The organism is Thiohalophilus sp., from assembly GCF_031581315.1.
GTDB lineage: Bacteria > Pseudomonadota > Gammaproteobacteria > UBA6429 > Thiohalophilaceae > Thiohalophilus.
The window spans coordinates 13,041-35,803 of the sequence record NZ_JAVLAZ010000021.1 but is presented as its reverse complement, the minus strand read 5'-3'; the positions used below and the strand labels follow the sequence as shown (position 1 = coordinate 35,803).

Here is a 22,763-nt window from a genome sequence, read left to right as displayed (position 1 = left end):
AACTGCCAACTGCCAACTGCCAACTGCCAACTGCCAACTGCCAACTGCCAACTGCGGCATACAGTGCTAGAATAATCCGATACTTATCAGAGTCTGATCTTTGATCAGATTACCGGAATGCGGAGAAAACAGCATGCGCATCGATATTGATCCCGACAGCGACGTGGTACAGGAACAGTTTGCCGTGGTCTATTGTCCGCGGCGCAAGCGGGATCGCTTCCCGGAGGGCAGCGTCGAGGTGGTGGCCAGTAGCGAAGCGGCACTGGCTGGCGCCAATCCGGATAAAAACCTGTATCCCGCTATGGTGGTCGGACCCTCCCGTTCCTCGGAAGGCGCACGGCTGTATTATCTGGTTGAATGGCTGGAGCCTGGCAACCATGAGCACCAGTGAAGATCGTAATTTCGATCTCCTGCATCAGCGATTCAAAAAGAATATCTATGCCTCGCTGAAGGGGCGCCTGCGGCTGGAGGTACTGTGGCGGGATGTGCAGCAACATATCCCGCAACTCGGCGAAGGCCACCCCTGGCGTATTCTGGATGCCGGTTGCGGCATGGGCCATTTCAGCCGGCGGCTGGCCGGGCAGGGACATGAGTTGCTGTTGTGCGATATTTCGCAACAGCAACTGGCCGCGGCCGAGGTGACGCTCAACCAGCCCGGTAGCATGGCGCGCTACATTTTCCGACATATGCCGTTTCAGGAGCTGGCCGAAGGTGAGACAGAACCCTTTGACCTGGTGCTGTGCCATGCCGTGCTGGAATGGCTGGCCGATCCCCGCCAGGGTGTGGCGGCGCTGCAACAACTGGTGCGCCCCGGCGGCTGGCTCTCGTTACTGTTTTTCAATCGCCATGGGCTGGAGTACCGGCATCTGCTGAACGGTAATTTCAAAAAATTACGCACTGGCGATCTGGCCGGGGAGGGGAAATACCTGACACCGGACAATCCGCTGGAGCCTTCAGAGGTCAGGTACTGGCTGGAGGCGGCGGGATTGCAGGTGGTCGCCAGCAGCGGGGTGCGGACCTTCGTCGACTTTATGCACCGCCCCACCCGGGATAAAATGGCCTTTGAAGAACTGCTGGAGATGGAACTGCATTACTCCACGCTGGAGCCGTACCGTTCCCTGGCCCGCTACATTCACATTATCGCCCGGCGCGAACCGACAGATTGAGCTTACTTACTATGCAGACGATTCACATTCGCGTATTACGCCACTCCGCCTTTTACAGCCCTCTGCTGGCCACCATGAGTGCCGGCTTTTTAAAAGCCGAAGGTCTCGAAGCCGAGTACACCGTGGTCGATGCCGACCATCCGCTGGAGGGGGGACTGCGTGACGGGACGGTGCACGTCGCCCAGGCCGCCCCGGCGGCCAGTTTCGCTTATCTGGAAAGAGGCGAATCACCGCCTTATGTTCATTTCGCCCGGATTAACGATCGCGATGGTTTCTTTCTGGCCGCCCGACAGCCCGAACCCGAATTCAACTGGACGCAGCTGTCGGGCAAGCGCGTGCTGGTGGATCATCTGTTCCAGCCTATTGCCATGTTCCGTTATGTCCTGCGCCGGGAGGGCATCGATCCGGTCGCTGTCGAGATGATCGATGCCGGCGATGTCACGGCCATGGACCAGGCGTTTCGTAACGGCGACGGGGATTATATTCACCAGCAGGGCCCGGCTCCGCAACAACTGGAACACGAGGGTATCGCTCATGTGGTTGCCTCGGTGGGCGAGCGGATCGGGCCGGTGGCCTTCAGCAGCCTGTGTGCGACCCCTGACTGGTTGCAAACGGATATGGCCCGCGCGTTCATGCGCGCCTATCGCCGCGCCCAGCAACATGTGATCGAAACCCCGGCCGAACAACTGGCCCGCGAAGAACAATCCTTTTTCCCCGGTATCGATCCCGAGGTGCTGACCCGAACCATCGCCGCTTATCAGGCGCTGGGTTGCTGGCAGAGCTCGCCCGAAATCCCCCGTGCCAGCTACGAGACCCTGCTGGATGTGTTCGAAGCCGATGGACAGATCAGCCGGCGTTATCCCTACGAGGATGTCATCACCGCACCGCCTGCGTAATGCCGGATTTAAAAAAGCTTCACCACGAAGACACGAAGACACGAAGATAAAATTCGTGAGTTCTTAGTTCTTAGTTCTTAGTTCTTAGTTCTTAGTCCTGAGTGGCGTAGCTCGCGCTGGCGACAGCCTGCGTGACACCCGGTCGATAGGGGATGGGTTTTATAAAATCTTCACTACGAAGATACGAAGAGAAAATGAATACACTTCGAGACTTCGTGTCTTCGTGGTAAAAACTGCCAACTTAGAACTTAGAACTTAGAACTTAGAACTTAGAACTTAGAACTTAGAACTTAGAACTCAGCACTCAGCACTCAGCACTCAGCACTCAGAACTCAGCACTCAGCACTCAGCACTCAGCACTCAGCACTGATCTTCTTCCAGGCAGAATGACGTTTGATTGCCTGCAGGGCTTTATTGAGCAGGGTGATTCCCGGCTCGGTGCGGTGCCAGGTGGAGGCGCCGGAGGGATGGGGCAGGGGGATGATATCGCGCTGCTTGCCTTCTATCTCAATCCGGTGACGCTGGCCGATTACGTCGTTCAGTTTGTTGACCGGCATAAACTGGGCGATCGCCAGTTTGCCGACCGGGATCAACAGTTGCGGTTGTAACAGCGCGATTTCCTGTTGCCACCAGCTGCGGCAGTTGGCGATTTCTTCCCTGGACGGCACCCGATCTCCTCCCTTGTCGAGTTTGCCGGGAAAGCAACGGCACACCGCGGCCATGTAAACCCGCTGGCGAAAGTCCTCTTCCTCCAGGCCGATGCGGGCAAACCAGCCGAACAACGTCTTGCCGGCGGTCCAGGCGAAGGGGCGATGCAGTTCAATCTCGCGATTGCCCGGTGCCTGGCCGATTAACATCACCGGCGAGACAACTGGCTCGCCGGTGACCGGCGGGCCCTGCATATCAGGGCAGCGCCGGCAGCGGCGCAGGCGGCGTTGATGTTGCTCTACTGTCTTGATATCGGTCATGAAGTTCACATCGAAATGTCACAGGCCGGACATATTGCCGGATTACATTTTGCCCGTGATTGAAAAAACATCGGCAAGGAGAAGGCTATGTCCCGATATACATTGGTTACGATTGAAAAAAGTGGGCCGCCGCAGGGTCAAAGCGGCGACAACTGGTATTGTTATGTGATTGCCAGCGCGACCAGCCAAATCGTCAGTTACCGCCGTGGCACGCTGGCCGAAACGCGGGCCGTGGCGCGTGAGTGTGTCATGCATCTCAACAGTCAGATTGTTGGCGTCCCTTCCCGCGAGTTTGTTCGCCGCGCCTATCCGGTGGCGGATGTGGAACCGTTGCCGGCGGCCTGAACGAGGCCGATCAGGCACCGGGCTGCAGGACAATCTTGCCGCGGGTGTGGCCCGCTTCAATAAGCTGATGTGCCTGCATCGCCTCGGCCAGCGGCAAGGTCTTGCTGACATGCAGCTTTAATTGCCCGCTATGCAGGTAGCCGGCACAACGATCCAGAATGTCTCCCTGGTGAGCCCGGGCCTGAGGGAGGTTTTCCAGCATCGGGGTAAGCATTAACTCAAAGCTGATACCGAGGTTACGCTGGCGGGCAATTCCCCAGTCGACGTCCTTGCCCGGATCGAGCAGGGTCACCAGCTGGCCATAGTGGGCGACGGCCGAGAGACTCCGGTTAAAGACCGCCGGGCCGACCGTGTCGAAGGCCACATCGACGCCCCGCCCTTCGGTCAGTTCCATGACGGCCTCGACCGCATCAGTTTCCCGGTAGTTAATGACCTCGTCGGCGCCCAGTTCCCGCACAAAGGTGGCTTTGTCTTCGTCGCTGACGGTGGTGAGCACCCGGGCGCCCACCAGTTTGGCCAACTGAATGGCCACATGGCCCACCCCGCCGGCACCGGCATGAATCAGGACACTCTGGCCGTTTTGTAAACGGGCGCGATCGTACAGCGCTTCCCAGGCCGTGATCAGAACCAGCGGCCCGGCCGCCGCGGTCGTAAAATCAATCTCGTCCGGTAACGGGCGGGCGATGGTTTCAGGGACGACGGTATATTCGGCGTAGTTACCCGGCTCGCGCCCCAGGCCGCCGTGACAGAACCAGACCCGATCCCCGACCTGGTGACGCTGTACCTGGTCGCCGGTTTCAACCACCACACCGGTACCGTCACAGCCCAGAATCGCCGGTAAGGCCTCCTCGAAGAACACGCCACGCTGGCGCAGTTTGGTATCGACGGGATTGATTCCCGCCCCATGCAATTGCACCTTGATATCGGTGGGCTGTTGCAGTTGCGGTTCGTCCTGCTCCACAACCTGTAATACGGACGGATCACCCGCCCCGGTCATAACGATAGCTTGCATGGTTGTGACTCCCTGTTCGTCGAGATTCATGGTGATTTCGGGATAGATCGGATCGCAATTTGGCCGGGCAAATAGTCGCAGTTGCCGTTGTGATGATCAAGCGGAGATGGCCATAATACACCTGCGACAGGTCGGCATTGGCAAGTGTATGGGTTGACGGAATGGGCCGGCCGATCAGGAGCGAACGAGCACCGGGGCGACGTACGCGCCCTGGGCTCGGCCCGGGGGAAGAGCGGAACCCGGGCGCAAAGCTTGGTCCTGACTGACTTAGTGCTAGAATCAGGGTAACCGGGGAGACAACCGGTCCGCCAATAAGAACAGGAGTCCTGTAATGAACCTCGAAAAGGTAATCTTCGCATTTTTTATTGTGCTTGCCCTGACGATTAACTTCGGCTTTTTCATCGGCGATATCGACAACCCCGTGCACCATAATGTTTACGAGCTGTACGCAGCGCTGGTGATCAGCCTGATTGCCACCGTATTGAAATTTGGCGATCGGACTCATATTGGCGCGGTCCTTCTGGCCACCAGTCTGGTTGCCGATGTGCAGCTGATCATTGCCGCGGTGATCTGGGGGGTGGTTGAACATGTCACTCACACCGGCATGACTCCGCATGTGATGGCGGCCATCGTTTCCCTCTCCGGCGGTGCGCTGCTGGCCAATATTACCTCGGTCGTCCTGTTTGTGATTGAAACGGCGATGATGCGCCGCTGACGGTCGGGTTTGATGAATAATATCCTGTTCGTTTTCCTGCGGCGTCTGCATGTCCCGCTGATCGTACTGATCATCGTTTATGCGATTTCGATCCTCGGGTTCGTGTTAATCCCGGGAGTGGACAATGAAGGTAATCCCTGGCGCATGGATTTTTTCCATGCGTTTTATTTTGTGAGCTATATGGGAACCACCATTGGTTTTGGTGAGATCCCCTACGACTTCACCGGTGCGCAACGCCTGTGGGCAACCTTCAGTATCTATGCCACGGTCATCAGCTGGTTGTATGCCATCGGTTATCTGCTGACGATTATTCAGGACCCGGCTTTTCGCAGCTTGCTGACAGAAAGCACCTTTCGTCGCAACGTGCGGCGGCTCAGCGAACCGTTTTATCTGATCTGCGGTTATGGCGATACCGGCAATTTTCTGGTCCGGGCCCTGAGCGAGGCAGGCATTCGTGCCGTGGTGGTGGAGATCGACCAGAACCGGGTCAATCAACTGGAGCTGGCCGGTTATCGGACCTTCGTCCCGGGTTTGTGCGCCGACGCATCGATTCCCGGGAACCTGGTCAAGGCCGGGCTGCAGCATTACAACTGTGCCGGCGTGGTGGCATTGACCAATGAGGATGCGGTGAATCTCAAGATTGCCATCACCAGCAAACTGCTTAATCCGTCATTACGAACCATCGCCCGTGCGGAAACTCACGATGTCGAGAAAAACATCGCCTCGTTCGGCACGGATCATATTATCAATCCGTTCGACACCTTTGCCGGCCGGCTGGCCCTGGCGCTGCATTCACCGGGCATGTACCTTTTATATGAATGGATGACCAGTGTGCCGCACGAACCCCTGCGCGAGCCGGTTTTTCCGCCCAAGGGTCGCTGGATCCTGTGCGGTTACGGCCGTTTCGGCAAGGCCGTGCATGAGCGGCTCAAGTCCGAGGGGGTAGCCACCACGGTGATCGAGGCGATGCCGGACAAGACCGGCACGCCAAGCGACGGCGTCGTGGTCGGACGGGGAACCGAGGCCGATACCTTGCAGGAGGCCGATATTCAACATGCGGTCGGACTGGTCGCGGGTACCGATGATGATGCCAATAACCTGTCGATTGTAATGACGGCCAGGAGTCTGAATCCCGATCTGTTTACCGTCCTGCGACAGAACAGCCGGGCCAATGACCTGATTTTCAGTGCCGTGCAAAGCGATCTGATTATGCAACGCGGCAGCATCATCGCGCACAAGATCTTCGCCGTTATCACAACCCCCTTGCTGGCGGATTTTCTGCGCCTGGCCCGCCGCAATGATGATGACTGGGCCAATGAGTTGATCAGCCGAATCGGCGGTATCACTGGCGATGAAGCGCCGCACGTCTGGATGCTGACACTGAACGAGGAAAACGCGCCGGCTGTTTACACCATTCTCGAAGCAGATAAACCCCTCAATGTACAGAACCTGACAACCGATCCCCATGATTGCAGCAAACAGCTGCCGCTGATTGTCATGCTGATCAAGCGCGACGGTGACGAGGCCGAGCAGGATATCCTGTTGCCCACTCCCCAGGAGCCGTTGCAGGCCGGCGATCGATTGCTTTTATGTGGTCGTTACGGGACCCAGAACTCGGTCGAGTGGCTGGTGGCCAACCTTAACGTACTGGAATATGTGTTGACCGGAGAGGATCGTCCAGCCGGGCTTATCTGGCGGCACTGGACCCGGCAGCGCGAACAGGCGGATGACGCCTGATTCCGGCCGAAGAACGCGTTTTGTTCGCAACGGGCCTAAAGTATTCCCCTCGCGGTCCGAAAAAATTTAAAGGATAGAAGGATTTAACAAGAATCAGGCAACAGAGGACAGCCATGGAGACTGATGCGCCAATTGACAAGCTGCTGGCCGAGCAGGGAACAGGAATGAAACTGGCGGATCGCATGCGCCGCCTGCGCGATTTGCCTCCCTTGCCGGAGACGATAATCAGGATTCTGGCTCTGCGCCAGCACGAAGAGGTCAACGCCAGGGACCTGATCGACATTGTCGAACAGGACCCGGTGCTCGCGGCGCAACTGATCAGTTATGCCAACTCGGCTTTTTTCTCCCATCGTTCCCCGGTGACCTCTATTGAGGATGCGATTTTGCGGGTCGTCGGCGTGAGCCCGGCGATGGATCTGGCGCTGGGGCTGTCGGTCGGTCGCGTATTACAGATCCCCGCCGAAGGCGTATTGGGTGCACGGCGCCTGTGGCGGCATGCCACCTACAGCGCCGCCCTGATGCAACAACTGGTCGGACAGATGCCGGTGGCAGAACGACCGGATCCCGGCACCGCCTATTTATGCGGACTGTTGCATGATATCGGTCTGTTTGTGCTCGGGTTCCTGTTTCCACAGGAACATCACGCCCTGAGCCAGCTTGTCCAGCAGCACCCCGATGTGGCGCTCAACCGTCTTGAATATAACCTGATGGGCGTCAGTCACGGCGAGCTTGGTCAGATGGCCATGCGCTACTGGGACATGCCAGAGGTGCTGGCCACTGTGGCTCGCCATCACCACAACGCCGATTACCACGGCGAGCATGAAACCCTGATCGGGTTGTTGAATCTGGCGGAATCGTTATTGTCATCCCAGGGCCTGACCGATACCCCCGTGCTTGAGCTGGACGAATCGCTGCTTGAGAGGCTCGGGCTCGAAGAAGAGAATGTGATACTCATCGCCGATGAGGTGATCCAGGCCGGTGACAGTCTGGAACAGCTTGCCAGACAGCTGTGTGCATGATTGTTCTGAGCGCCGGTTATCGTGGGTGAGGAAATGGAATTGCTTCAGGGTATTTAAACAGGCGTTGCGAACACCTGATCACTTTGTTTTTAATCGGCGGACACGCCGTGAATACGTCCTTGTAGGCTCGACGGGACATCCCTGTGGCCGTCGGTCCTTGAGGGCGCGGCAACTGCTCATCTGTTCTGCTAGCAGAACGTCGGTTCAGTAACGCTTGAGCGAGTCGATAATCAGCCGGTTTTGCGGCAGCCGGTGCTCGATAAAAGTCTCTGTCAGGGTCTGGTACTTCTCAGCGGGACCATTCATATACACGTCAAACTCTTCCAGGGAGGGATAGTCAGTCACGATCCGTTGCCCCAGTTGTCGCTGTACCTGTTCGGAGTCGGCTGTCGTCTCATTAACTTCATCCATGAAGAACGGTGTATACAGGAAGTTGTCCAGGGCGTCTTGTAGCGAGCGTATATAGTTGGATAGATAGTGCTCGGCCCGGTTTCTCAACAGCCAGTATAGATGCATGGGCTGGTTGCTTTCCAGCGCGATGCAGTGCTCGATCAGACTTTTGATGGGCGCGATGCCAGTATCGTTGGCGACAAAAATCAAGGGTCGGTTTGAACTTTCATCCAGGGTGAACTCCCCGTGCGGACCGCTTATTAGCATGCTGGAACGGGGTGTCAGCTCCTCGAATACATAATGGGAAAACGGATCATCTTCGGCATAACGAATATGAAACTGCAGATACATGCCGTTGCAGGGGCAACTGGCGATGGATTTGTTACGCGGCGCCAGGTTGTCGATATACAAGGTGATATACTGGCCAGCCAGAAAGCGCAGAGTCTGGCTACGCGGTGTGCGTAACTGCAACACCCGCACGTTATCCGCGACGTTATCAATCTTATATACCTTCGCCTCGATCTCCTGGTGCGGCACATCGGCGACACTGCTCATGGTGCGGCTTTCAATGACCATGTCCGAACCGGGGGTGGCCGAACACATCAAAAACAGACCCTGATCCTTTTCATGCTGACGGAAGCTGTAATCGTGGGGTAGATGACTGCCAATCTCACCATGAATCAGACGGGCCGCGCATTGCCCGCAGCTGCCGTTGTTACAGTTATACGGAACATTCAAGCCGGCACGCAGCGCGGCTTCCAGGATGGTTTCGCCGCTGGCTGCTTCAAATTCCCGGCCGGATGGTTCGATGCATATTCTGGCCACGATAGAGTCAACTCTGTCATTTGAAATCGACTTACAGGATACTATCTTCAGCTTGTCGACTAAACGGGTAATCGAAAGACATTCGGCCCGATAACCCTGATGTTTACAGGCTTGCGTTGTCTGGTCACCGGTAGCAGACTTGATGCAGTAACGGGAGAAAACCATGTTTGCCGCGATGAATAAAACCGCCATACCCGAACCCGAGGAGGCGCTGCCGGGACGCGAGGAGGCCATGCCGGTCCCCGAGGCTCACTATGTCAACGGCCATCCGTTGTTACCGCCTTACCCTGAAGGCATGCAGCTTGCGATGTTCGGGATGGGCTGCTTCTGGGGTGCGGAACGTGGTTTCTGGCAATTGACCGGCGTCTATTCAACGGCGGTCGGTTATGCCGGCGGCTATACGCCCAACCCGACCTACCGGGAAGTCTGCAGCGGCATGACCGGTCACAACGAAGTGGTCCGTGTTGTGTTTGATCCGCACCAGATCAGTTACGCACAGTTACTGCAAAGTTTCTGGGAAAGCCACAATCCCACCCAGGGGATGCGTCAGGGCAACGATATCGGCACCCAGTATCGCTCCGGCATTTATACCTACAGTCCGGAACAACGCGAGCTGGCCGGGCAGAGTCGGGAGCTTTATCAGCAATGCCTGCAGGGGGCGGGCCACCCGGCGATTACTACTGAAATTCGGGACGCGCCGGAATTTTACTTTGCCGAGGATTATCATCAGCAATACCTGGCAAAGAATCCCGGCGGTTATTGCGGGCTGGGGGGCACCGGTGTGCGCTGCCCCGAGCTTTTACACGCCTGAACAGTCTGTTGGCGCCGTGTAGTTTAAAAACCGTGGGCGCGCCTGACGTGACGGCAGTTTTCAATGTGTTCGGAAAGTGCCAGTTCGGCCATATGGCGGGTGCTGAATGGGCCACGATCAATCCCTTCCCGGCAGGTGAAATACCATTGACTGCCGATATTGAAAAAGCGACCGCTACGAAAGGGGACCGGACCGGCTTCCCCAACACGTGGAATGCGGGTTTCGCTCATACCTGTCCTCCAGTCGGTGCTTGCCTTCTATATCTATAGACAAGCGCTGGTGAAAAATCAATCAGGCGGGGTCCCGACCGGACAGGCGGTAGCCGTGTGGCGATAGGGCTATAAAAGCCCCGGTTTTGTTAGCAGTTAACAGGCCTGTTTTGGAATTAACCCTGTACTGTCACGGTCAACTGGCGGTGATGAGCGGCCGTGCGGTGCTCCCACAAATAGATCCCCTGCCAGGTGCCCAGCGCGCAACGGCCCTGGCTGACCGGCAGGGTGAGATCGGTCTGGGTCAAAATCGTGCGCACGTGGGCTGGCATGTCGTCGGGCCCCTCGTCGTCATGTTCGAACATCGGGTCGCCATCCGGTACCACGTTCGCCATGAAGGTTTCCAGATCCCGGCGCACCGCCGGATCGGCGTTTTCGCACAGGATCAACGAGGCGCTGGTGTGATGCACAAACAGATGGCACAGGCCGGTGTCGATGCCGGCCCGCTCGACCACCTCGCGCACGTTCTGGCTGATGTCGTAGGTTCCCCGCCCGCGGGTGGAGATCGAAATCTGTTCCTGTACCAGCATTGTGTCGACCTGTCATGCATATGGGATCACTATTATAAGTGAGCGGGGAAGCGGATTGAACCGCCCGCCAAATGCCGGGTTTGTCACAGTCTGCAAGATTGCGGCCGTTTTTCCGTTATTGTTACCTTGTGGTTCGGCCCCCGGTCGCCTATACCTTAAAGTAGCCTGTTTATTCATTTGTCATTATTGGGGGGAGACGTTATGCACGCAATCCAGATTCATTTTCATGACAGACTCGATACCCGGCGCCTTGATCAGGTGCGTGAGCAACTGATGTCGCTGCCACACGTTAGCAATGTGGAGGTGGAGGCCGGCAAGGATCATGACGTGCTGGTTGAGTTCGAGGGACGGCACAACATACCCATGAGCGTCATGGACGTGTTGCATCATCAGGGTCTGCACCCGGACATTACCGCCTGTTAATCATTCCCCCACGTTCCTTGCCACAAAACGCGCCGCACGGCGCGTTTTTTATTGGTGGTCCGGGCATGAACGGTGGTTTTCCGTAACCGGGATTCATGCTAAAAACATGATGCAGGCGCAACATAATCAATCCCCGTCAGAGCGGCTCTTTGCCTATGTCCGATAACGTCATTGTCTATCACGGCGAACAACTGGCCCGCTACCACTTCGGCGCCGAGCACCCGTTCGGGCCAAAGCGTCACGATGCCTTTGTCGAACGCCTGCATCAATCCGGCCTGGACAGCCAGGTCACCCGCGGCGAGCCGGCCACAGCCGGACGGGAGGCGATCGAACGTTTCCATACCCGTGAGTACGTGGACGTGGTCGAGACGGCTTCGAAGAGCGGTCGCGGCATGCTCGATCCGGATACGCCCGCCGTGCCCGGCATCTACGAGGCAGCCGCCACCGTGGTCGGTACCAATCTGGCGGCACTCGACCAACTGATGGAAGGGAACTATAAACGCGCCTTTGTTCCCATCGCTGGCTTGCATCATGCGTACCGGGATCGCGCCGCCGGCTTTTGCGTCTTCAACGATTGCGGCGTGATTATCGAAACCCTGCGCGAGGTCTATGGCATCAGCCGGGTCGCCTATGTCGATATCGACGCCCATCATGGCGATGGCGTTTTCTACAGCTTCGAATACGATCCGCAGCTGTTCATCGTTGACGTGCACGAGGACGGCCGTTATCTCTATCCCGGTAGCGGTTTCTCGCAGGAGACCGGCAAGGGTGAGGCTGCCGGCACCAAGCTGAATATTCCCATGCCCATGCAGGCTAACGATGAACAGTTTCTCGATATCTGGCCCGAAGCGGAAAATTTTCTGGCACAGAAAAAGCCGGAAGTGATCCTGCTGCAATGCGGCGCCGATAGCCTCAAGGGGGATCCCATCACTCATCTGCACTACAGCGAAGCCACCCACGCCCACGTCACCCGGCGCCTGTGCGAACTGGCCGATCACCACAGCCGGGGCCGCCTGCTGGCTATGGGCGGTGGCGGCTATAATCTGGAGAACCTGGCCACGGCCTGGACGGCCGTGGTCGAAGCGATGATCCATTCGACAGAGGCGTAACATGTCAAAGGTACAACACTGGAGCGAAGCCGAAGACGGCCCCCTTGGTGAGGCGGCGTTGATCGATAAACTCGAACGTCAGGGCTACAGCGTCAATCGTTATGTCTATCCCCCCGGTACCGTCTTCCCGCCGCACACGCATGAGGTGGACAAGATCGATGCCGTGTTGAGCGGCTGTTTCCTGCTGGAGATGGAAGGCGAGCGCATCATCCTCGAACCGGGCGACAGCCTCGCCGTCCCTCGCGGCGTCGTCCATAGCGCCGAAGTGGTCGGCGACGAACCGGTCGTCAGTCTTGATGCTGTGCGTACCAGGTAAAACCATCGGTTTCAAATATGGTGGCAGCCAGCGGTTGGTCACTTTTCGAAATTTCTGGAAATGACGCGGAGACGCAAAGAACGCAAAGTTAATAAAATTCGAGTGGTGAGAGGGAAGGTACTAACCTCGTTTAACTGTATTTACTGGAGTACATTATTGGATAATAAATATCTTTGCGTCCTCCGCGCCTTGGCGTTCTTTGCGTTATTTACAGTGACCCTGAAAAGTGGGCGCTTTTTACCAAGGGTAACGCACGGACTGTGAAGATGTTAAGAAGAAAAAATTCCTATCGTCCCTCGTAACTCGTCCCCTGGCACTGCGCCCGGAGGGCGCGCATGGTATAATTTAAAATCCAACATTCACAATTCAACATTGCTCTGAAAATTATGGCTGATCTGTTTAGTATTACCGCGCCGCTGATGATTCGCACGCCCGAAGGCGAAGAGAAGGTCATCGCTCACCACTTCCCGCACCCGAAGGGATTACTTTACTTCGATCTCTACTGGCATGAGGGTCAGCCCTGGAAAGAGACTCATATCATCGAAGGTGAGATCACAGGTGACGGCCCATGGAAAATTGGCGGCCATGTCATCAATCTGCTGGGCTGTCAGGGCACCAATCCTGAACTGGCTATGCAATTCGAACAGTGGCAGACCTATATACAACGCGCTGATGTGGATTATCCCCCCGATCCATTAATCGCCGCGATAGCCAGAAAAATGGGCGCCAATATCGAATAGATCCTTCTTGTTATGCCGGCGCACACCGGCATTCAGACATTCCTTGCGCAACATGTCTGTAGAATTGAGGGAGATAAAACCTGCTCATAGCAAAAGGCCGATTTAAACAGTTTATCGAATCGCCGATAAATTCCTTTGCCAGGTTAGTCAGAGCTTGCTTAAAAGGTTTCTCCATCCCCGGGACTCGTTTTCGGGAGTGAATAAGGGTTGTTTGGCAATACAGGCCTGCTCGAGCTCTTTGTAGAAGGTGCTGTCGGTTTCTGCCTTCTGCAGACGATCCGCCAGGGCCTGCTCGTTTTCTACCGGATAATAGCCGGGGTAGTCTTCTCCCAGCAGTCCGATGGATCCTTCTATGTCCGAGGCAATCACCGGGACACCGGCCACAACAGCTTCGGATATGACATTGGCCCCTCCCTCCATGCGCGAGGGTAAGACCAGCAGGTTGGTTCGCTGGTACACCTGTCTGATTCGATGGTGGGCGATCTCGTCATGCCAGGTGTAGCGGGGATTGGTCTGCATTTCCGCGCGCGCCTGTTCCGCCCACTCGTCACTGTGTGCTTTGCCGTACTGATGCACTTTGATACGACTGCTGGCCGGCAGGTGGCGGGCGGCGAGTGCCGGTCTCAGGGGGTCCTTTTCCTCGCGCAAATGCCCCATTACCGAAACGTGGAAATAACGCTTGTATGGCTGGCGTTTCGTAATAGGCGTTGCCGACTGGTAAATGACGTGCATCTTATCCCGCATATCCGGCGGCAGTGTATTGCCGATGAGATTGTGCAGCCCGACCAGATGGCTGGCCAACCGGATTGATTGCAGGGTGGTATCGGGGTGTGTATGTATAAAACGGTAGGCATCGGTACCGGTGATGGCAACAATAAGGGGACGCCAGGGGAAAGCCTCGGCGAATTGCTGAATGGGTGTGGCGCTGCGCCAGGCATGTAACGCGATCATGAGATCCGCGTCCTGTCCGCTGAAGTCGGTGGTGATCTCCACCCGATGGCCGAGCGAAGTCAGGATCGCCGCCCAGCGGGCGGCTGTAGCCCGGTTGCCGGCCCGTGATTTCGGTGGTGCGGGTGTGACCAGAATGATACGCATGATCGATTAAATTAATCCGGTAAAAAAATTATTGTTTTCAGATCCGCCTGTTGTCTTTGAAAGAACGTTGCGGGTCCGGCTCCACAACTTTATACTGATTTTATCGTACAAAAATCTTGTTTTTCATAGATTTGCTTGCTGGGAAGAATAGAATAACCTGAGTAGCTAAAGCATGTATAAACTTAATCCGGATCAAATTGCAAAGCAAATCGATGATGCGCACCAGCGTAGTATGGCGCTTGTTAACGATCTGTCACCGGAACAATTAATGGGCCCCAGGCTGGCCACCGTTAACCCGTTACGCTGGGAGATCGGCCACGCGGCGTATTTTTACGAGTACTGGGTGTTGCGGCAGCATCTGCAGAGGTCCCCGATCCGTGAGGATGTCGATCGGCTGTATGACTCGATCTCGATCGCTCATGACGATCGCTGGGATCTGCCGTTGCCGACTATGCCGCAGACACTGGAATATATCCAGACGGTTAAAGAACAGGTAAAAGCCTGTCTGGCGAATGGCGATGATACCCAAAGGGATTACCTCGCGCAATACGCGGTCTTTCATCACGACATGCACAATGAGGCCTATACCTATACCCGCCAGACACTGGACTATCCCGAACCCGGCATTGGCAAGCCGGGATACAGCATACTGAATGCCGGTGTCCTTGAAGGTGATGCAAAGATTCCCGGCGGTGAGTTTATGCTGGGAGCAAGGCCGACGGATGGTTTTGTGTTCGATAATGAAAAATGGGCACATCCTGTCGAACTCGAACCGTTTGAAATTGCCATGGCAGCGGTGAGTAACGGCGATTATCTGCGCTTTGTCGAAGCCGACGGTTACAACAGGCGTGAGTACTGGGATGAGGAAGGCTGGGAATGGCGTAACAAGGCCCGGCTCGAACATCCCGTATACTGGCGTCTTGATGCTGATGGCTGGAAGATAAAGCAATTCGATCAGTGGCAGCCGATGCCGATGAATGCCGCGTTGGTCCACGTATGCTGGCATGAAGCACAGGCCTATTGTCGCTGGGCCGGCAGGCGCCTGCCGACGGAAGCCGAGTGGGAAGCTGCAGCGAGTGCCGAGCCCTCAGTAGATGGCAGTACTTTATCGCCGGTCAAGCGTTATTTGCCCTGGGGCGATACTCCGCCGCGTCCGGATCAGGCCAATCTGGATGGATACGCGCTGGGCACGGTAGATGTCGGGGCGTATGCCGCGGGCGACAGTGCATTCGGTTGTCGGCAAATGATCGGCAACGTCTGGGAGTGGACCCAGGACACGTTTCAGCCCTTTCCCGGTTTTGAGCCTGATATGTACCGGGATTACTCCCAGCCATTGTTCGGGATAACCAGAGTGCTGCGCGGTGGGGCCTGGCCCACCCGCGGGAGAATGATTCGCAATACCTGGCGGACCTACTATGGTCCTGATCGCAATGATGTTTTCGCCGGTTTTCGTACCTGCGCCGAACGTTGACAGACCTGTTGAGTTGTTATGCATAAGACGGACGCCCCTGTTGTTAAAGATCTAGTCCTCATTGGCGGGGGGCATTCTCATGTTTCGGTTTTAAGACGGCTCGGCATGCAGCCGGTCCCGGGGTTGCGTATTACCCTGGTGACCCGGGATGTTCATACCCCTTATTCAGGTATGCTGCCTGGCTTTATTGCCGGTCATTATGACTACGACGAGTGTCATATCGATCTGGGGCCGCTGGCCCGATTTGCGGGGGCGCGTCTCTATCACGCCGAAGTCGAGTCCCTGGATCTGGATAATAAAATAGTGCACGCCTCCGGGCGCCCACCGATCGCGTATGACATTTTGTCTATCAACACCGGCTCACGGCCGTCCAGCATCGATATACCGGGTGTGGATGAATACGCATTGCCCGTTAAGCCCATCGATGTTTTCCTGAATAAATGGGATCAGTTGATCGAGCAGGTCCGTGTCAGCAAGGGTCCGTTTCGCATCGTGGTCGTCGGTGGCGGGGCCGGTGGCGTGGAGCTGGCGTTATCGACGCAACTGCGGTTGCAAACAATACTTAAAGCGGCCGGGAAGGATCCCGATAACTTGGATTACACGATTATAAGTGCCAGCGATAGTATCATGCACATGCATAATGCCGGGGTGCAAAAACGTTTCGAGCGCATACTCGCGCAGCGTAATATTACGATAAAAACCGCAGCTAAGGTTACTGAAGTTAAAGCGAACAAGGTTTGTACCGCCGACGGCCAGGCCTATGATGCGGATGCCATACTCTGGGTGACTACGGCGTCAGCGCCGGACTGGCCGGCCAAAGCGGGTCTTGCGGCGGATGAGACGGGTTTTATCAAGGTGGATGAGCACCTGCAATCCCTGTCTCACGAGCATGTGTTTGCAGCAGGGGATGTTGCCTCATTGACGGATTCCCGTCCCAAGTCCGGCGTATTTGCTGTTCGTCAGGGGCCCATACTCGCGCGCAATCTCACGGCTGTCGCCACGGGCAGGCGTTTGCGTCGTTACCAGCCACAAAAGAATTTCCTGGGACTGATCAGCACCGGTGATAAATACGCGGTAGCATCGCGCGGTAACTGGTCTTATGAATCGGCCTGGTTGTGGCGTGTCAAGGACTGGATCGATCGTCGCTTCATGCAAAAGTATAACGAGCTGCCCGAGATGGACGAGGAAAACAGTCCCGAGCTGGCTGCCGGCATTGCCGATGCGGCGGCGATAAAGGAACTGTCCACTCTCGCCATGCGTTGTGGCGGTTGCGGTGCCAAGGTGGGTGCCACGGTGCTGTCCCGGGTTATGCAACGTCTGCCCAACACACAACGCGACGATGTATTGATTGGCCGGGACTCTCCCGATGACTGCGCCATGTTGACCATGCCGAAAGACAGGGTCATGGTACAGAGTGTTGATTATTTTCGTGCCTTTATCGATGACAGCTACACGTTTGGCGCCATTGCTGCCAACCATGCTCTGGGCGATGTTTTTGCCATGGGTGCCGAACCGCAATCGGCCCTGGCGATTGCCACTGTACCTTACGGTCGTGAGCGTATTGTGGAAGAGACCCTGTATGATGTACTGGCTGGTGCCATACATATTCTTGAACCTTCCGGCGCGGTGCTGGCGGGAGGACACTCCAGCGAAGGTGCGGAACTGGCCTTTGGACTGACTGTCAACGGCCTGATTGATCCCGATAAAGCCTTGCGCAAGCAGGGTTTACAGCCGGGTGATGCCCTGGTGTTGACCAAACCCATCGGCACTGGAACGCTGTTAGCCGCAGAGATGCGTGCTAAAGCCAGGGGACGCTGGATCGATGCAGCCATCCAGTCGATGCTGGTCTCCAGTCAACAGGCCGCGGAGTGTTTACAGCGATACGGGGCAACTTCGTGTACCGACCTCACCGGTTTCGGTCTTGTCGGTCATTTGATCGAGATGACCAGAGCATCGGACGTTGATGCGACCCTGTATATGGATGCATTACCTGTACTGGATGGAGCCTTGCAAACTGTTGATGCGGGTATCCTGTCTTCCCTTCAGCCGCAAAACCTGCGGCTGCGACGTGCCATTGATGATGTGGAACGGGTTTCACGGCATCCGGCATATCCTCTGTTATTCGATCCGCAAACTGCCGGAGGCCTGCTCGCCGGAATCCCTCAGGATCAGGTGAGTGCATGCATTAACGAGTTGCATCAGCTGGGCTATCAGACGGCGGTCACTATCGGAAAAGTTGAACCACGTTCGGACAGGGAAGCCTCAATTCGCATCGAGTAACATAAGGATTGTAGGAACCTTGGAAAAAATGCGACTCAGGGATTACATTTGACGACGACAGTGGTAAACGAAAGACGAGAGAAGGGGTTAAATAGTCGTCCCCATGTTTCCATTTCCCGGGCTTGTTGATGAAGTTTGTCTGTTACACCGACTGGGTTCAACTACCCGAAAGTGCCAATGAGCTCTTCGCGCAGGGAGCGAAAGACAGCGTGTTTCTCTCGCGAGCGTGGTTTGAGAATCTGACTGCTGCCGGACTTGATGAAAAACAGTCTCTGGCACTGGCCTGTGTGGAGGCCGAGGGCAAAGTGCTGGCAATTCTGCCTCTTGCGAAGTGTACTGGAAATACCGGTTACGCCCTCAAACACCGCTATACGCCCGTTTATAGTCTGCTGCTTGCGGACGACGATCAACCCGGGACGCTCGATTGTCTGGTGGAGGGCCTGAGCCGACTGCCGGTTCATTCACTGCTACTGGAGCCCGTCTCTAATGATGACAACAGAATAGAAGGTTTTCAACGGGGCATGGAAGCGACCGGTTTTCGCTGTAATCGCAATTTCCGGCTGTATAACTGGATTTATCGCGTGCAGGGACAATCCTATGCGGAGTACATGGTCTCTCGCCCGGCCCGGCTACGCAATACCATCGCCCGCAAGAAGCGTAAACTCGAACGTGAGCACGGTTACGAAATTCGTCTTTTCACCGGGGGCGACGTGCCGCAGGCCATGTCCGATTACTATGCGCCCTACAGCGCCAGCTGGAAGGCGAACGAGCAATATGTCGACTTTCTGAATGGGATTGTGGCGGGCTTTTCTCGGCCGGGTTGGACACGACTCGCGGTGCTTTATGTTCAGGGGCAATCCATTGCCGCGCAGCTGTGGTTTGTCGTGCACGGCAAGGCGAATATCTTCAGACTGGCGTATGATGAAGCCTGGAAGGCCTATTCGCCGGGCTCGATACTGACCAGTTTCCTGATGGAATATGTGATCGATGTTGACGGGGTTGAGGAGATCGATTTCCTGACAGGAAACGACGCCTACAAGCAGGACTGGATGTCTGAACGCCGGGAGCTTTTCGCGTTGAGTTGCGTCAAAAGCGTAAAAGCGACAGGCCGGTATGAACAGTTTGTCGATTCGCTGAAGAAAATTCTGAAAGGATCATAACACTATTCCAGTATCCCGTTACTGAGAGGCTAAATACAAGTTCCCATTACCCGATCATCAGACGTCGGATGGAACAAGCACAGTAGTTCCACCTGAACCGGAAAAACCTGGATCCGTCACGTTGCTCCTTGATCCAGGCTGCTCAGTAAATGAACTGGTATTCGGAGCGTTTATTGACCCTTGCCGTATCGGGTCTGCCTGCCCGAATCGCTTTTACTCGCCCCTCGCCACTCGGCCGAAGGACCTAAACGATAGGCAGGACATAATGTAGCGTGGTCCGGCAAGCTTTGAGAGGCCCAATACCCCTTCGCTATATCGGGCTTGCCCAAACAAGGAACCGGTGACAAACGAGAACGGTTTGCATTATCATCACTCACCGCCCTTTTTTCTTTGAGTAATTATACTTCCATGACTATGAAGCTTATACAAAAACACTTCTTCAAAGGCACCAGAGAGTTTGAGATAGCCAATGATGTGATTAATGTGCGGATAAAAACGCCATTTAAAGAAGAAAAAATCACGCTGGGACTGGCTGTTCTCGGTCCTGATCCCGTTATTAATAAACCCTATGTCGAGTTTTATAGTCGTGCCGAATCCGAGCCATTGCTGTCGCTATTTATGGATAAACCCGACGCAGACGAATTTAACGCCTTTATCGTGGCGCTGCAGCAACGAATACTGGAAGCTTCCAGTGGGTTTTCGGGTTTCGATGCGGATTCTTACCCCGCAGGGGTCGCCGGAAATGTTTTTGACGAGCCGCCGGAATTCGATGAGTCCGACAAGAAACGGTTCGAAAACATCAGGCAATCGATCAACCCCGCCAAGCTTGAAAATGCCATCCAGATGCTGGAGCAGTATGTCGATGATGAGGATATTAAACCGTTACTCTCAGCCCTGAAAGCACTTAAAGACGACCCGCAAAATGAGTCATATATGGAGCAAGTCGTAAAGGCGTTCAATGAGCTGGGAATTGTGCAGGGCGCAGTGTTAACGTACGCGCCTTATATCAGCGTATTGCTTATGGACGATCCTTATGGAGATTAGTAACGGTTTTTGAATGGTAGGCCGGATATCGCATAGCGGTGTCCGGCAATCCGAAAGATGCCCGCAGTGTGCTCTGTCGGACCTGCGCGAAATGCCTTAACTCGTCCCTCGTCCCGGCGCCCGAAGGGCGAATTGATAAATCTCAACTGTCACATTTTTTATTGCTTTTGATGAACGTGTGAGGGTTGTAACCAGCCCATCTCATCCTCACAGCATCTTCTATACTCATACTGATACGCTGCAGGACAGGTAGCCGTATAATATGGAAGGTTATAGTCATCTGGCTGTACCGTGATAAACGGAGTAACACCGGTCAGCTTACAGGTCAGCGATATAAAACGTAAAAGGAGATGCACATGTTTCTGGAGAAAATCAAATCCCCCGGGTTGGCCCATCTGTCGTATGTCATCGGCGCCGACGGCCAGGCAGCCGTGATTGATCCGCGTCGTGATGTCGAAGTCTATGAAGAGATTGCCGCGGCGAATAACACCCGCGTCACCTGTATATTTGAAACCCATCGCAACGAGGATCTGATTTCCGGGGCCGGTCTGCTGGCCGAGCGTACCGGGGCGAGGGTTTATCACGGTCCTAACGCCGCCGGCGAGGTGCGTTACGCTGAAACCGCTCGCGATGGCAAGCAAGTACAACTGGGCGATCTGCGCCTGAAGGTGATGGAAACGCCGGGTCATACCGATGACAGTATCTCCATTGCAGTTTATGACGATGCCAGTGGAGATGATGCGGTCGCTGTGTTTACCGGCGATGCGCTGTTCATTGGCGATGTCGGGCGGACCGACTTTTACCCGAAGCGGGCCGAAGAGGTTGCCGGTCTGCTGTACGACAGTCTGCAACGGATTCTGGCTCTGGGCGATCAGGCGATCGTGCTACCGGCCCACGGCGCCGGGTCGGTTTGCGGCAGCGGCATGGCGGATCGCGAGTTCTCCACGCTGGGCCACGAACGACTGAACAATCCCCGCCTGCAAATCGCTGATCGTGACGGGTTTATCAAGGTGAAGGTGGCCGAGCATCACTATCAGCCGCCGTACTTCCGATTCATGGAGGAACTGAACCTGAGCGGCACCGAGCCCATGCATCCGGAACCGGCTGCGCTGGGCGTCGAAGATATCAAGGGCTTTGGCGATCAGATAGTCCGGGTCGACGTACGCAGCGCCGAAGCCTATGCTTCGGCTCATCTGCCGGGCTCCCTGTGCGTGCCGGAGGATATGATCCCGGCGTTTGCCGGCTGGTTGATCAAGCCGGAACAGCGACTGGTCCTGATTGCCGAGAATGCCGATCAGGCCTGGCAGGCTGCCCGTCATCTCGGACGCATCGGCTTTGATCGGGTCGAGGGTTATCTGCCCGGCATCATGGACTGGGTGACCGCTGGCGAGCCGTTTGGCTCCATGGACTTTGTGGATACGGCCACTGTCGAACAGCGGCTAAATAAGAAGCCTGTGGACTGGCAGTTACTGGATGTCCGCGGTCTTGAGGAAGTCGAGGAGCAGCGCATGCCAGAGGCCGTGCATGTCTATGTCGGCGAACTGCCCGATAAACTCAAAGAGCTGGACAGCAGCAAGGCCTGTACTGTCATGTGCGGCAGCGGCCAGCGCGCGGCTATCGCGGCCAGTGTGCTGGAGCGCGGCGGGTACAAAAATGTGGATGTGTATCTCGGCTCTATGGCAGCATGGCAGCAACAGAAAAGTGCGGCATAAGCCCTGGCTGCGCGGATGATTGATATTGCCGTTTTTTCCGATCCTCTGCATATATTATGCAGAGGATGCGGAATTGCAAAAACCAACCCCGCGTCGGCGAATACGTCTGTGAAGCAGTAATCCTGCTATATTAAGATTTATCAATAAAAAACCGAGATGATTTTAAAGTTACCTTGGTATGTTACATACATATAAATAAAGGACGATCAAATGACAAAAAAAATCTATGCTTTTTTGATTGGCGCCATTGTTGGGGCGGCAATCCTTGCCATAGCCGCTTATCAGCTATTGCCTGGAATGATGATTATGGAAGACAAAAGCCAGTACGGTTTTGAGCAGACTATAGAAGAGATTGAGCGTAGTGCTAAAGAAAATAACTGGAAAACCCCGGCCGTACATCATCTGCACAAGGCTGTTGCCGGTGCCGGCTACAATGTTTTGCCCGCGGCCGTGATCGAGCTGTGTCAACCCAAGCATGCCGGGAAGATTCTGGCCAACCCGGATAATCGTGTTGTGACTTCATTGATGCCTTGCCGTGTTGCGGTATATGAAATGCCAAACGGGGATGTCATTATCTCGAGGATGAATAGTGGGTTAGTGGCGAGTGTCTTTGGCGGACAGATTGCCAAAGTCATGAAAACCGCCAGTCGTGAGACCGAAGCGTTGCTTGCTGATAGCATCCAATAATTCTTTCCCTGTTGGGCTAAGCGCATTGAACGGTTTTTCAGTG

The 22,763-nt window shown here is 55.6% G+C and carries 24 protein-coding genes; 18 read left to right on the top strand and 6 right to left on the bottom strand.

The features are described 5' to 3' along the window. Positions 1-133: 133 nt before the first annotated feature. The 3 genes from RI563_RS04820 to RI563_RS04810 are packed head-to-tail and all read left to right on the top strand — an operon-like array spanning position 134 to position 2,062. On the top strand, positions 134-391 hold the full coding sequence (locus RI563_RS04820) for a hypothetical protein (RefSeq protein WP_310693218.1): 258 nt from the start codon (positions 134-136) through the stop codon (positions 389-391). After that, positions 378-1,166: a methyltransferase gene (locus RI563_RS04815; protein WP_310693217.1), complete on the top strand. Its 789-nt coding sequence runs from the start codon at positions 378-380 to the stop codon at positions 1,164-1,166. The genes RI563_RS04820 and RI563_RS04815 overlap by 14 nt, the downstream gene beginning before the upstream one ends. Continuing rightward, positions 1,163-2,062, top strand: coding sequence for an ABC transporter substrate-binding protein (locus RI563_RS04810; protein ID WP_310693216.1), 900 nt, complete (start codon positions 1,163-1,165; stop codon positions 2,060-2,062). Before RI563_RS04815 ends, RI563_RS04810 begins: the two co-directional genes overlap by 4 nt. Positions 2,063-2,415: 353 nt before the next feature. On the opposite strand, the gene RI563_RS04805 is transcribed toward RI563_RS04810, so the two are convergent. Beyond that, complete coding sequence (locus RI563_RS04805; RefSeq protein ID WP_310693215.1) at positions 2,416-3,030, bottom strand: uracil-DNA glycosylase family protein; 615 nt, start codon at positions 3,028-3,030, stop codon at positions 2,416-2,418. Positions 3,031-3,117: 87 nt separating this feature from the next. Here RI563_RS04805 and RI563_RS04800 point away from each other — a divergent pair, with 87 nt between their 5' ends. Continuing rightward, a complete protein-coding gene (locus RI563_RS04800) occupies positions 3,118-3,375 on the top strand; it encodes a hypothetical protein (protein WP_310693214.1) in 258 nt (85 codons plus the stop codon). A gap of 10 nt (positions 3,376-3,385) precedes the next feature. On the opposite strand, the gene RI563_RS04795 is transcribed toward RI563_RS04800, so the two are convergent. Beyond that, complete coding sequence (locus RI563_RS04795) at positions 3,386-4,387, bottom strand: zinc-dependent alcohol dehydrogenase family protein (RefSeq protein ID WP_310693213.1); 1,002 nt, start codon at positions 4,385-4,387, stop codon at positions 3,386-3,388. A 331-nt stretch (positions 4,388-4,718) separates the two neighbouring features. Here RI563_RS04795 and RI563_RS04790 point away from each other — a divergent pair, with 331 nt between their 5' ends. From RI563_RS04790 to RI563_RS04780, 3 genes are all read left to right on the top strand, one after another. Next, positions 4,719-5,102: a DUF6394 family protein gene (locus RI563_RS04790; protein ID WP_310693212.1), complete on the top strand. Its 384-nt coding sequence runs from the start codon at positions 4,719-4,721 to the stop codon at positions 5,100-5,102. Between the two features lie 12 nt (positions 5,103-5,114). After that, positions 5,115-6,839: a potassium channel family protein gene (locus RI563_RS04785; RefSeq protein ID WP_310693211.1), complete on the top strand. Its 1,725-nt coding sequence runs from the start codon at positions 5,115-5,117 to the stop codon at positions 6,837-6,839. 113 nt (positions 6,840-6,952) lie between these two features. After that, positions 6,953-7,858 (top strand): HDOD domain-containing protein, encoded by a 906-nt coding sequence (locus tag RI563_RS04780; RefSeq protein WP_310693210.1) that lies wholly within the window; start codon positions 6,953-6,955, stop codon positions 7,856-7,858. 204 nt (positions 7,859-8,062) lie between these two features. Here RI563_RS04780 and RI563_RS04775 read toward each other — a convergent pair whose 3' ends face one another. Beyond that, entirely contained in the window at positions 8,063-9,073 is a 1,011-nt protein-coding gene (locus RI563_RS04775) for a 2Fe-2S iron-sulfur cluster-binding protein (RefSeq protein ID WP_310693209.1), read from the bottom strand. A gap of 163 nt (positions 9,074-9,236) precedes the next feature. Here RI563_RS04775 and msrA point away from each other — a divergent pair, with 163 nt between their 5' ends. Further along, positions 9,237-9,884, top strand: a complete 648-nt coding sequence (gene msrA / locus RI563_RS04770) for a peptide-methionine (S)-S-oxide reductase MsrA (RefSeq protein WP_310693208.1) — start codon at positions 9,237-9,239, stop codon at positions 9,882-9,884. A gap of 23 nt (positions 9,885-9,907) precedes the next feature. Here msrA and RI563_RS04765 read toward each other — a convergent pair whose 3' ends face one another. After that, positions 9,908-10,114, bottom strand: a complete 207-nt coding sequence (locus tag RI563_RS04765; RefSeq protein WP_310693207.1) for a DUF6316 family protein — start codon at positions 10,112-10,114, stop codon at positions 9,908-9,910. A 155-nt stretch (positions 10,115-10,269) separates the two neighbouring features. Next, the gene (locus tag RI563_RS04760; protein WP_310693206.1) at positions 10,270-10,683 is read right to left on the bottom strand and encodes a secondary thiamine-phosphate synthase enzyme YjbQ; all 414 of its coding nucleotides are present in this window, start codon (positions 10,681-10,683) and stop codon (positions 10,270-10,272) included. 201 nt (positions 10,684-10,884) lie between these two features. Between RI563_RS04760 and RI563_RS04755 the strand changes: the two genes are divergently transcribed. The 4 genes from RI563_RS04755 to RI563_RS04740 all read left to right on the top strand — a co-directional run bounded on the left by RI563_RS04755 (position 10,885) and on the right by RI563_RS04740 (position 13,271). After that, positions 10,885-11,106: a hypothetical protein gene (locus tag RI563_RS04755; protein ID WP_310693205.1), complete on the top strand. Its 222-nt coding sequence runs from the start codon at positions 10,885-10,887 to the stop codon at positions 11,104-11,106. 155 nt (positions 11,107-11,261) lie between these two features. Further along, positions 11,262-12,215, top strand: coding sequence for an acetoin utilization protein AcuC (locus RI563_RS04750; RefSeq protein ID WP_310693204.1), 954 nt, complete (start codon positions 11,262-11,264; stop codon positions 12,213-12,215). A 1-nt stretch (position 12,216) separates the two neighbouring features. Continuing rightward, positions 12,217-12,531, top strand: a complete 315-nt coding sequence (locus RI563_RS04745; RefSeq protein ID WP_310693203.1) for a cupin domain-containing protein — start codon at positions 12,217-12,219, stop codon at positions 12,529-12,531. Between the two features lie 386 nt (positions 12,532-12,917). Further along, entirely contained in the window at positions 12,918-13,271 is a 354-nt protein-coding gene (locus tag RI563_RS04740) for a hypothetical protein (protein WP_310693202.1), read from the top strand. 147 nt (positions 13,272-13,418) lie between these two features. Here RI563_RS04740 and senB read toward each other — a convergent pair whose 3' ends face one another. Further along, positions 13,419-14,366, bottom strand: coding sequence for a selenoneine biosynthesis selenosugar synthase SenB (senB, locus tag RI563_RS04735; protein ID WP_310693201.1), 948 nt, complete (start codon positions 14,364-14,366; stop codon positions 13,419-13,421). Positions 14,367-14,538: 172 nt separating this feature from the next. Here senB and senA point away from each other — a divergent pair, with 172 nt between their 5' ends. From senA to RI563_RS04705, 6 genes are all read left to right on the top strand, one after another. After that, complete coding sequence (gene senA / locus RI563_RS04730) at positions 14,539-15,837, top strand: selenoneine synthase SenA (RefSeq protein WP_310693200.1); 1,299 nt, start codon at positions 14,539-14,541, stop codon at positions 15,835-15,837. Positions 15,838-15,855: 18 nt separating this feature from the next. Continuing rightward, on the top strand, positions 15,856-18,117 hold the full coding sequence (selD, locus tag RI563_RS04725) for a selenide, water dikinase SelD (protein WP_310693199.1): 2,262 nt from the start codon (positions 15,856-15,858) through the stop codon (positions 18,115-18,117). Between the two features lie 128 nt (positions 18,118-18,245). Next, the gene (locus tag RI563_RS04720; RefSeq protein WP_310693198.1) at positions 18,246-19,277 is read left to right on the top strand and encodes a GNAT family N-acetyltransferase; all 1,032 of its coding nucleotides are present in this window, start codon (positions 18,246-18,248) and stop codon (positions 19,275-19,277) included. Between the two features lie 414 nt (positions 19,278-19,691). Continuing rightward, positions 19,692-20,321: a hypothetical protein gene (locus RI563_RS04715; RefSeq protein ID WP_310693197.1), complete on the top strand. Its 630-nt coding sequence runs from the start codon at positions 19,692-19,694 to the stop codon at positions 20,319-20,321. A gap of 356 nt (positions 20,322-20,677) precedes the next feature. Then, a complete protein-coding gene (locus RI563_RS04710; protein ID WP_310693196.1) occupies positions 20,678-22,033 on the top strand; it encodes an MBL fold metallo-hydrolase in 1,356 nt (451 codons plus the stop codon). A 210-nt stretch (positions 22,034-22,243) separates the two neighbouring features. Beyond that, positions 22,244-22,720 (top strand): DUF302 domain-containing protein, encoded by a 477-nt coding sequence (locus tag RI563_RS04705; protein WP_310693195.1) that lies wholly within the window; start codon positions 22,244-22,246, stop codon positions 22,718-22,720. The last annotated feature ends 43 nt before the right edge of the window (positions 22,721-22,763 follow it).

Coding starts and splice junctions, on each gene's coding strand:
- RI563_RS04820 (WP_310693218.1), top strand. CDS start 134: ATGCGCATCGATATTGATCCCGACAGCGACGTGGTACAGGAACAGTTT.
- RI563_RS04815 (WP_310693217.1), top strand. CDS start 378: ATGAGCACCAGTGAAGATCGTAATTTCGATCTCCTGCATCAGCGATTC.
- RI563_RS04805 (WP_310693215.1), bottom strand. CDS start 3,030: ATGACCGATATCAAGACAGTAGAGCAACATCAACGCCGCCTGCGCCGC.
- RI563_RS04800 (WP_310693214.1), top strand. CDS start 3,118: ATGTCCCGATATACATTGGTTACGATTGAAAAAAGTGGGCCGCCGCAG.
- RI563_RS04795 (WP_310693213.1), bottom strand. CDS start 4,387: ATGCAAGCTATCGTTATGACCGGGGCGGGTGATCCGTCCGTATTACAG.
- RI563_RS04790 (WP_310693212.1), top strand. CDS start 4,719: ATGAACCTCGAAAAGGTAATCTTCGCATTTTTTATTGTGCTTGCCCTG.
- RI563_RS04785 (WP_310693211.1), top strand. CDS start 5,115: ATGAATAATATCCTGTTCGTTTTCCTGCGGCGTCTGCATGTCCCGCTG.
- RI563_RS04780 (WP_310693210.1), top strand. CDS start 6,953: ATGGAGACTGATGCGCCAATTGACAAGCTGCTGGCCGAGCAGGGAACA.
- msrA (WP_310693208.1), top strand. CDS start 9,237: ATGTTTGCCGCGATGAATAAAACCGCCATACCCGAACCCGAGGAGGCG.
- RI563_RS04765 (WP_310693207.1), bottom strand. CDS start 10,114: ATGAGCGAAACCCGCATTCCACGTGTTGGGGAAGCCGGTCCGGTCCCC.
- RI563_RS04760 (WP_310693206.1), bottom strand. CDS start 10,683: ATGCTGGTACAGGAACAGATTTCGATCTCCACCCGCGGGCGGGGAACC.
- RI563_RS04755 (WP_310693205.1), top strand. CDS start 10,885: ATGCACGCAATCCAGATTCATTTTCATGACAGACTCGATACCCGGCGC.
- RI563_RS04750 (WP_310693204.1), top strand. CDS start 11,262: ATGTCCGATAACGTCATTGTCTATCACGGCGAACAACTGGCCCGCTAC.
- RI563_RS04745 (WP_310693203.1), top strand. CDS start 12,217: ATGTCAAAGGTACAACACTGGAGCGAAGCCGAAGACGGCCCCCTTGGT.
- RI563_RS04740 (WP_310693202.1), top strand. CDS start 12,918: ATGGCTGATCTGTTTAGTATTACCGCGCCGCTGATGATTCGCACGCCC.
- senB (WP_310693201.1), bottom strand. CDS start 14,366: ATGCGTATCATTCTGGTCACACCCGCACCACCGAAATCACGGGCCGGC.
- senA (WP_310693200.1), top strand. CDS start 14,539: ATGTATAAACTTAATCCGGATCAAATTGCAAAGCAAATCGATGATGCG.
- selD (WP_310693199.1), top strand. CDS start 15,856: ATGCATAAGACGGACGCCCCTGTTGTTAAAGATCTAGTCCTCATTGGC.
- RI563_RS04720 (WP_310693198.1), top strand. CDS start 18,246: ATGAAGTTTGTCTGTTACACCGACTGGGTTCAACTACCCGAAAGTGCC.
- RI563_RS04715 (WP_310693197.1), top strand. CDS start 19,692: ATGAAGCTTATACAAAAACACTTCTTCAAAGGCACCAGAGAGTTTGAG.
- RI563_RS04710 (WP_310693196.1), top strand. CDS start 20,678: ATGTTTCTGGAGAAAATCAAATCCCCCGGGTTGGCCCATCTGTCGTAT.
- RI563_RS04705 (WP_310693195.1), top strand. CDS start 22,244: ATGACAAAAAAAATCTATGCTTTTTTGATTGGCGCCATTGTTGGGGCG.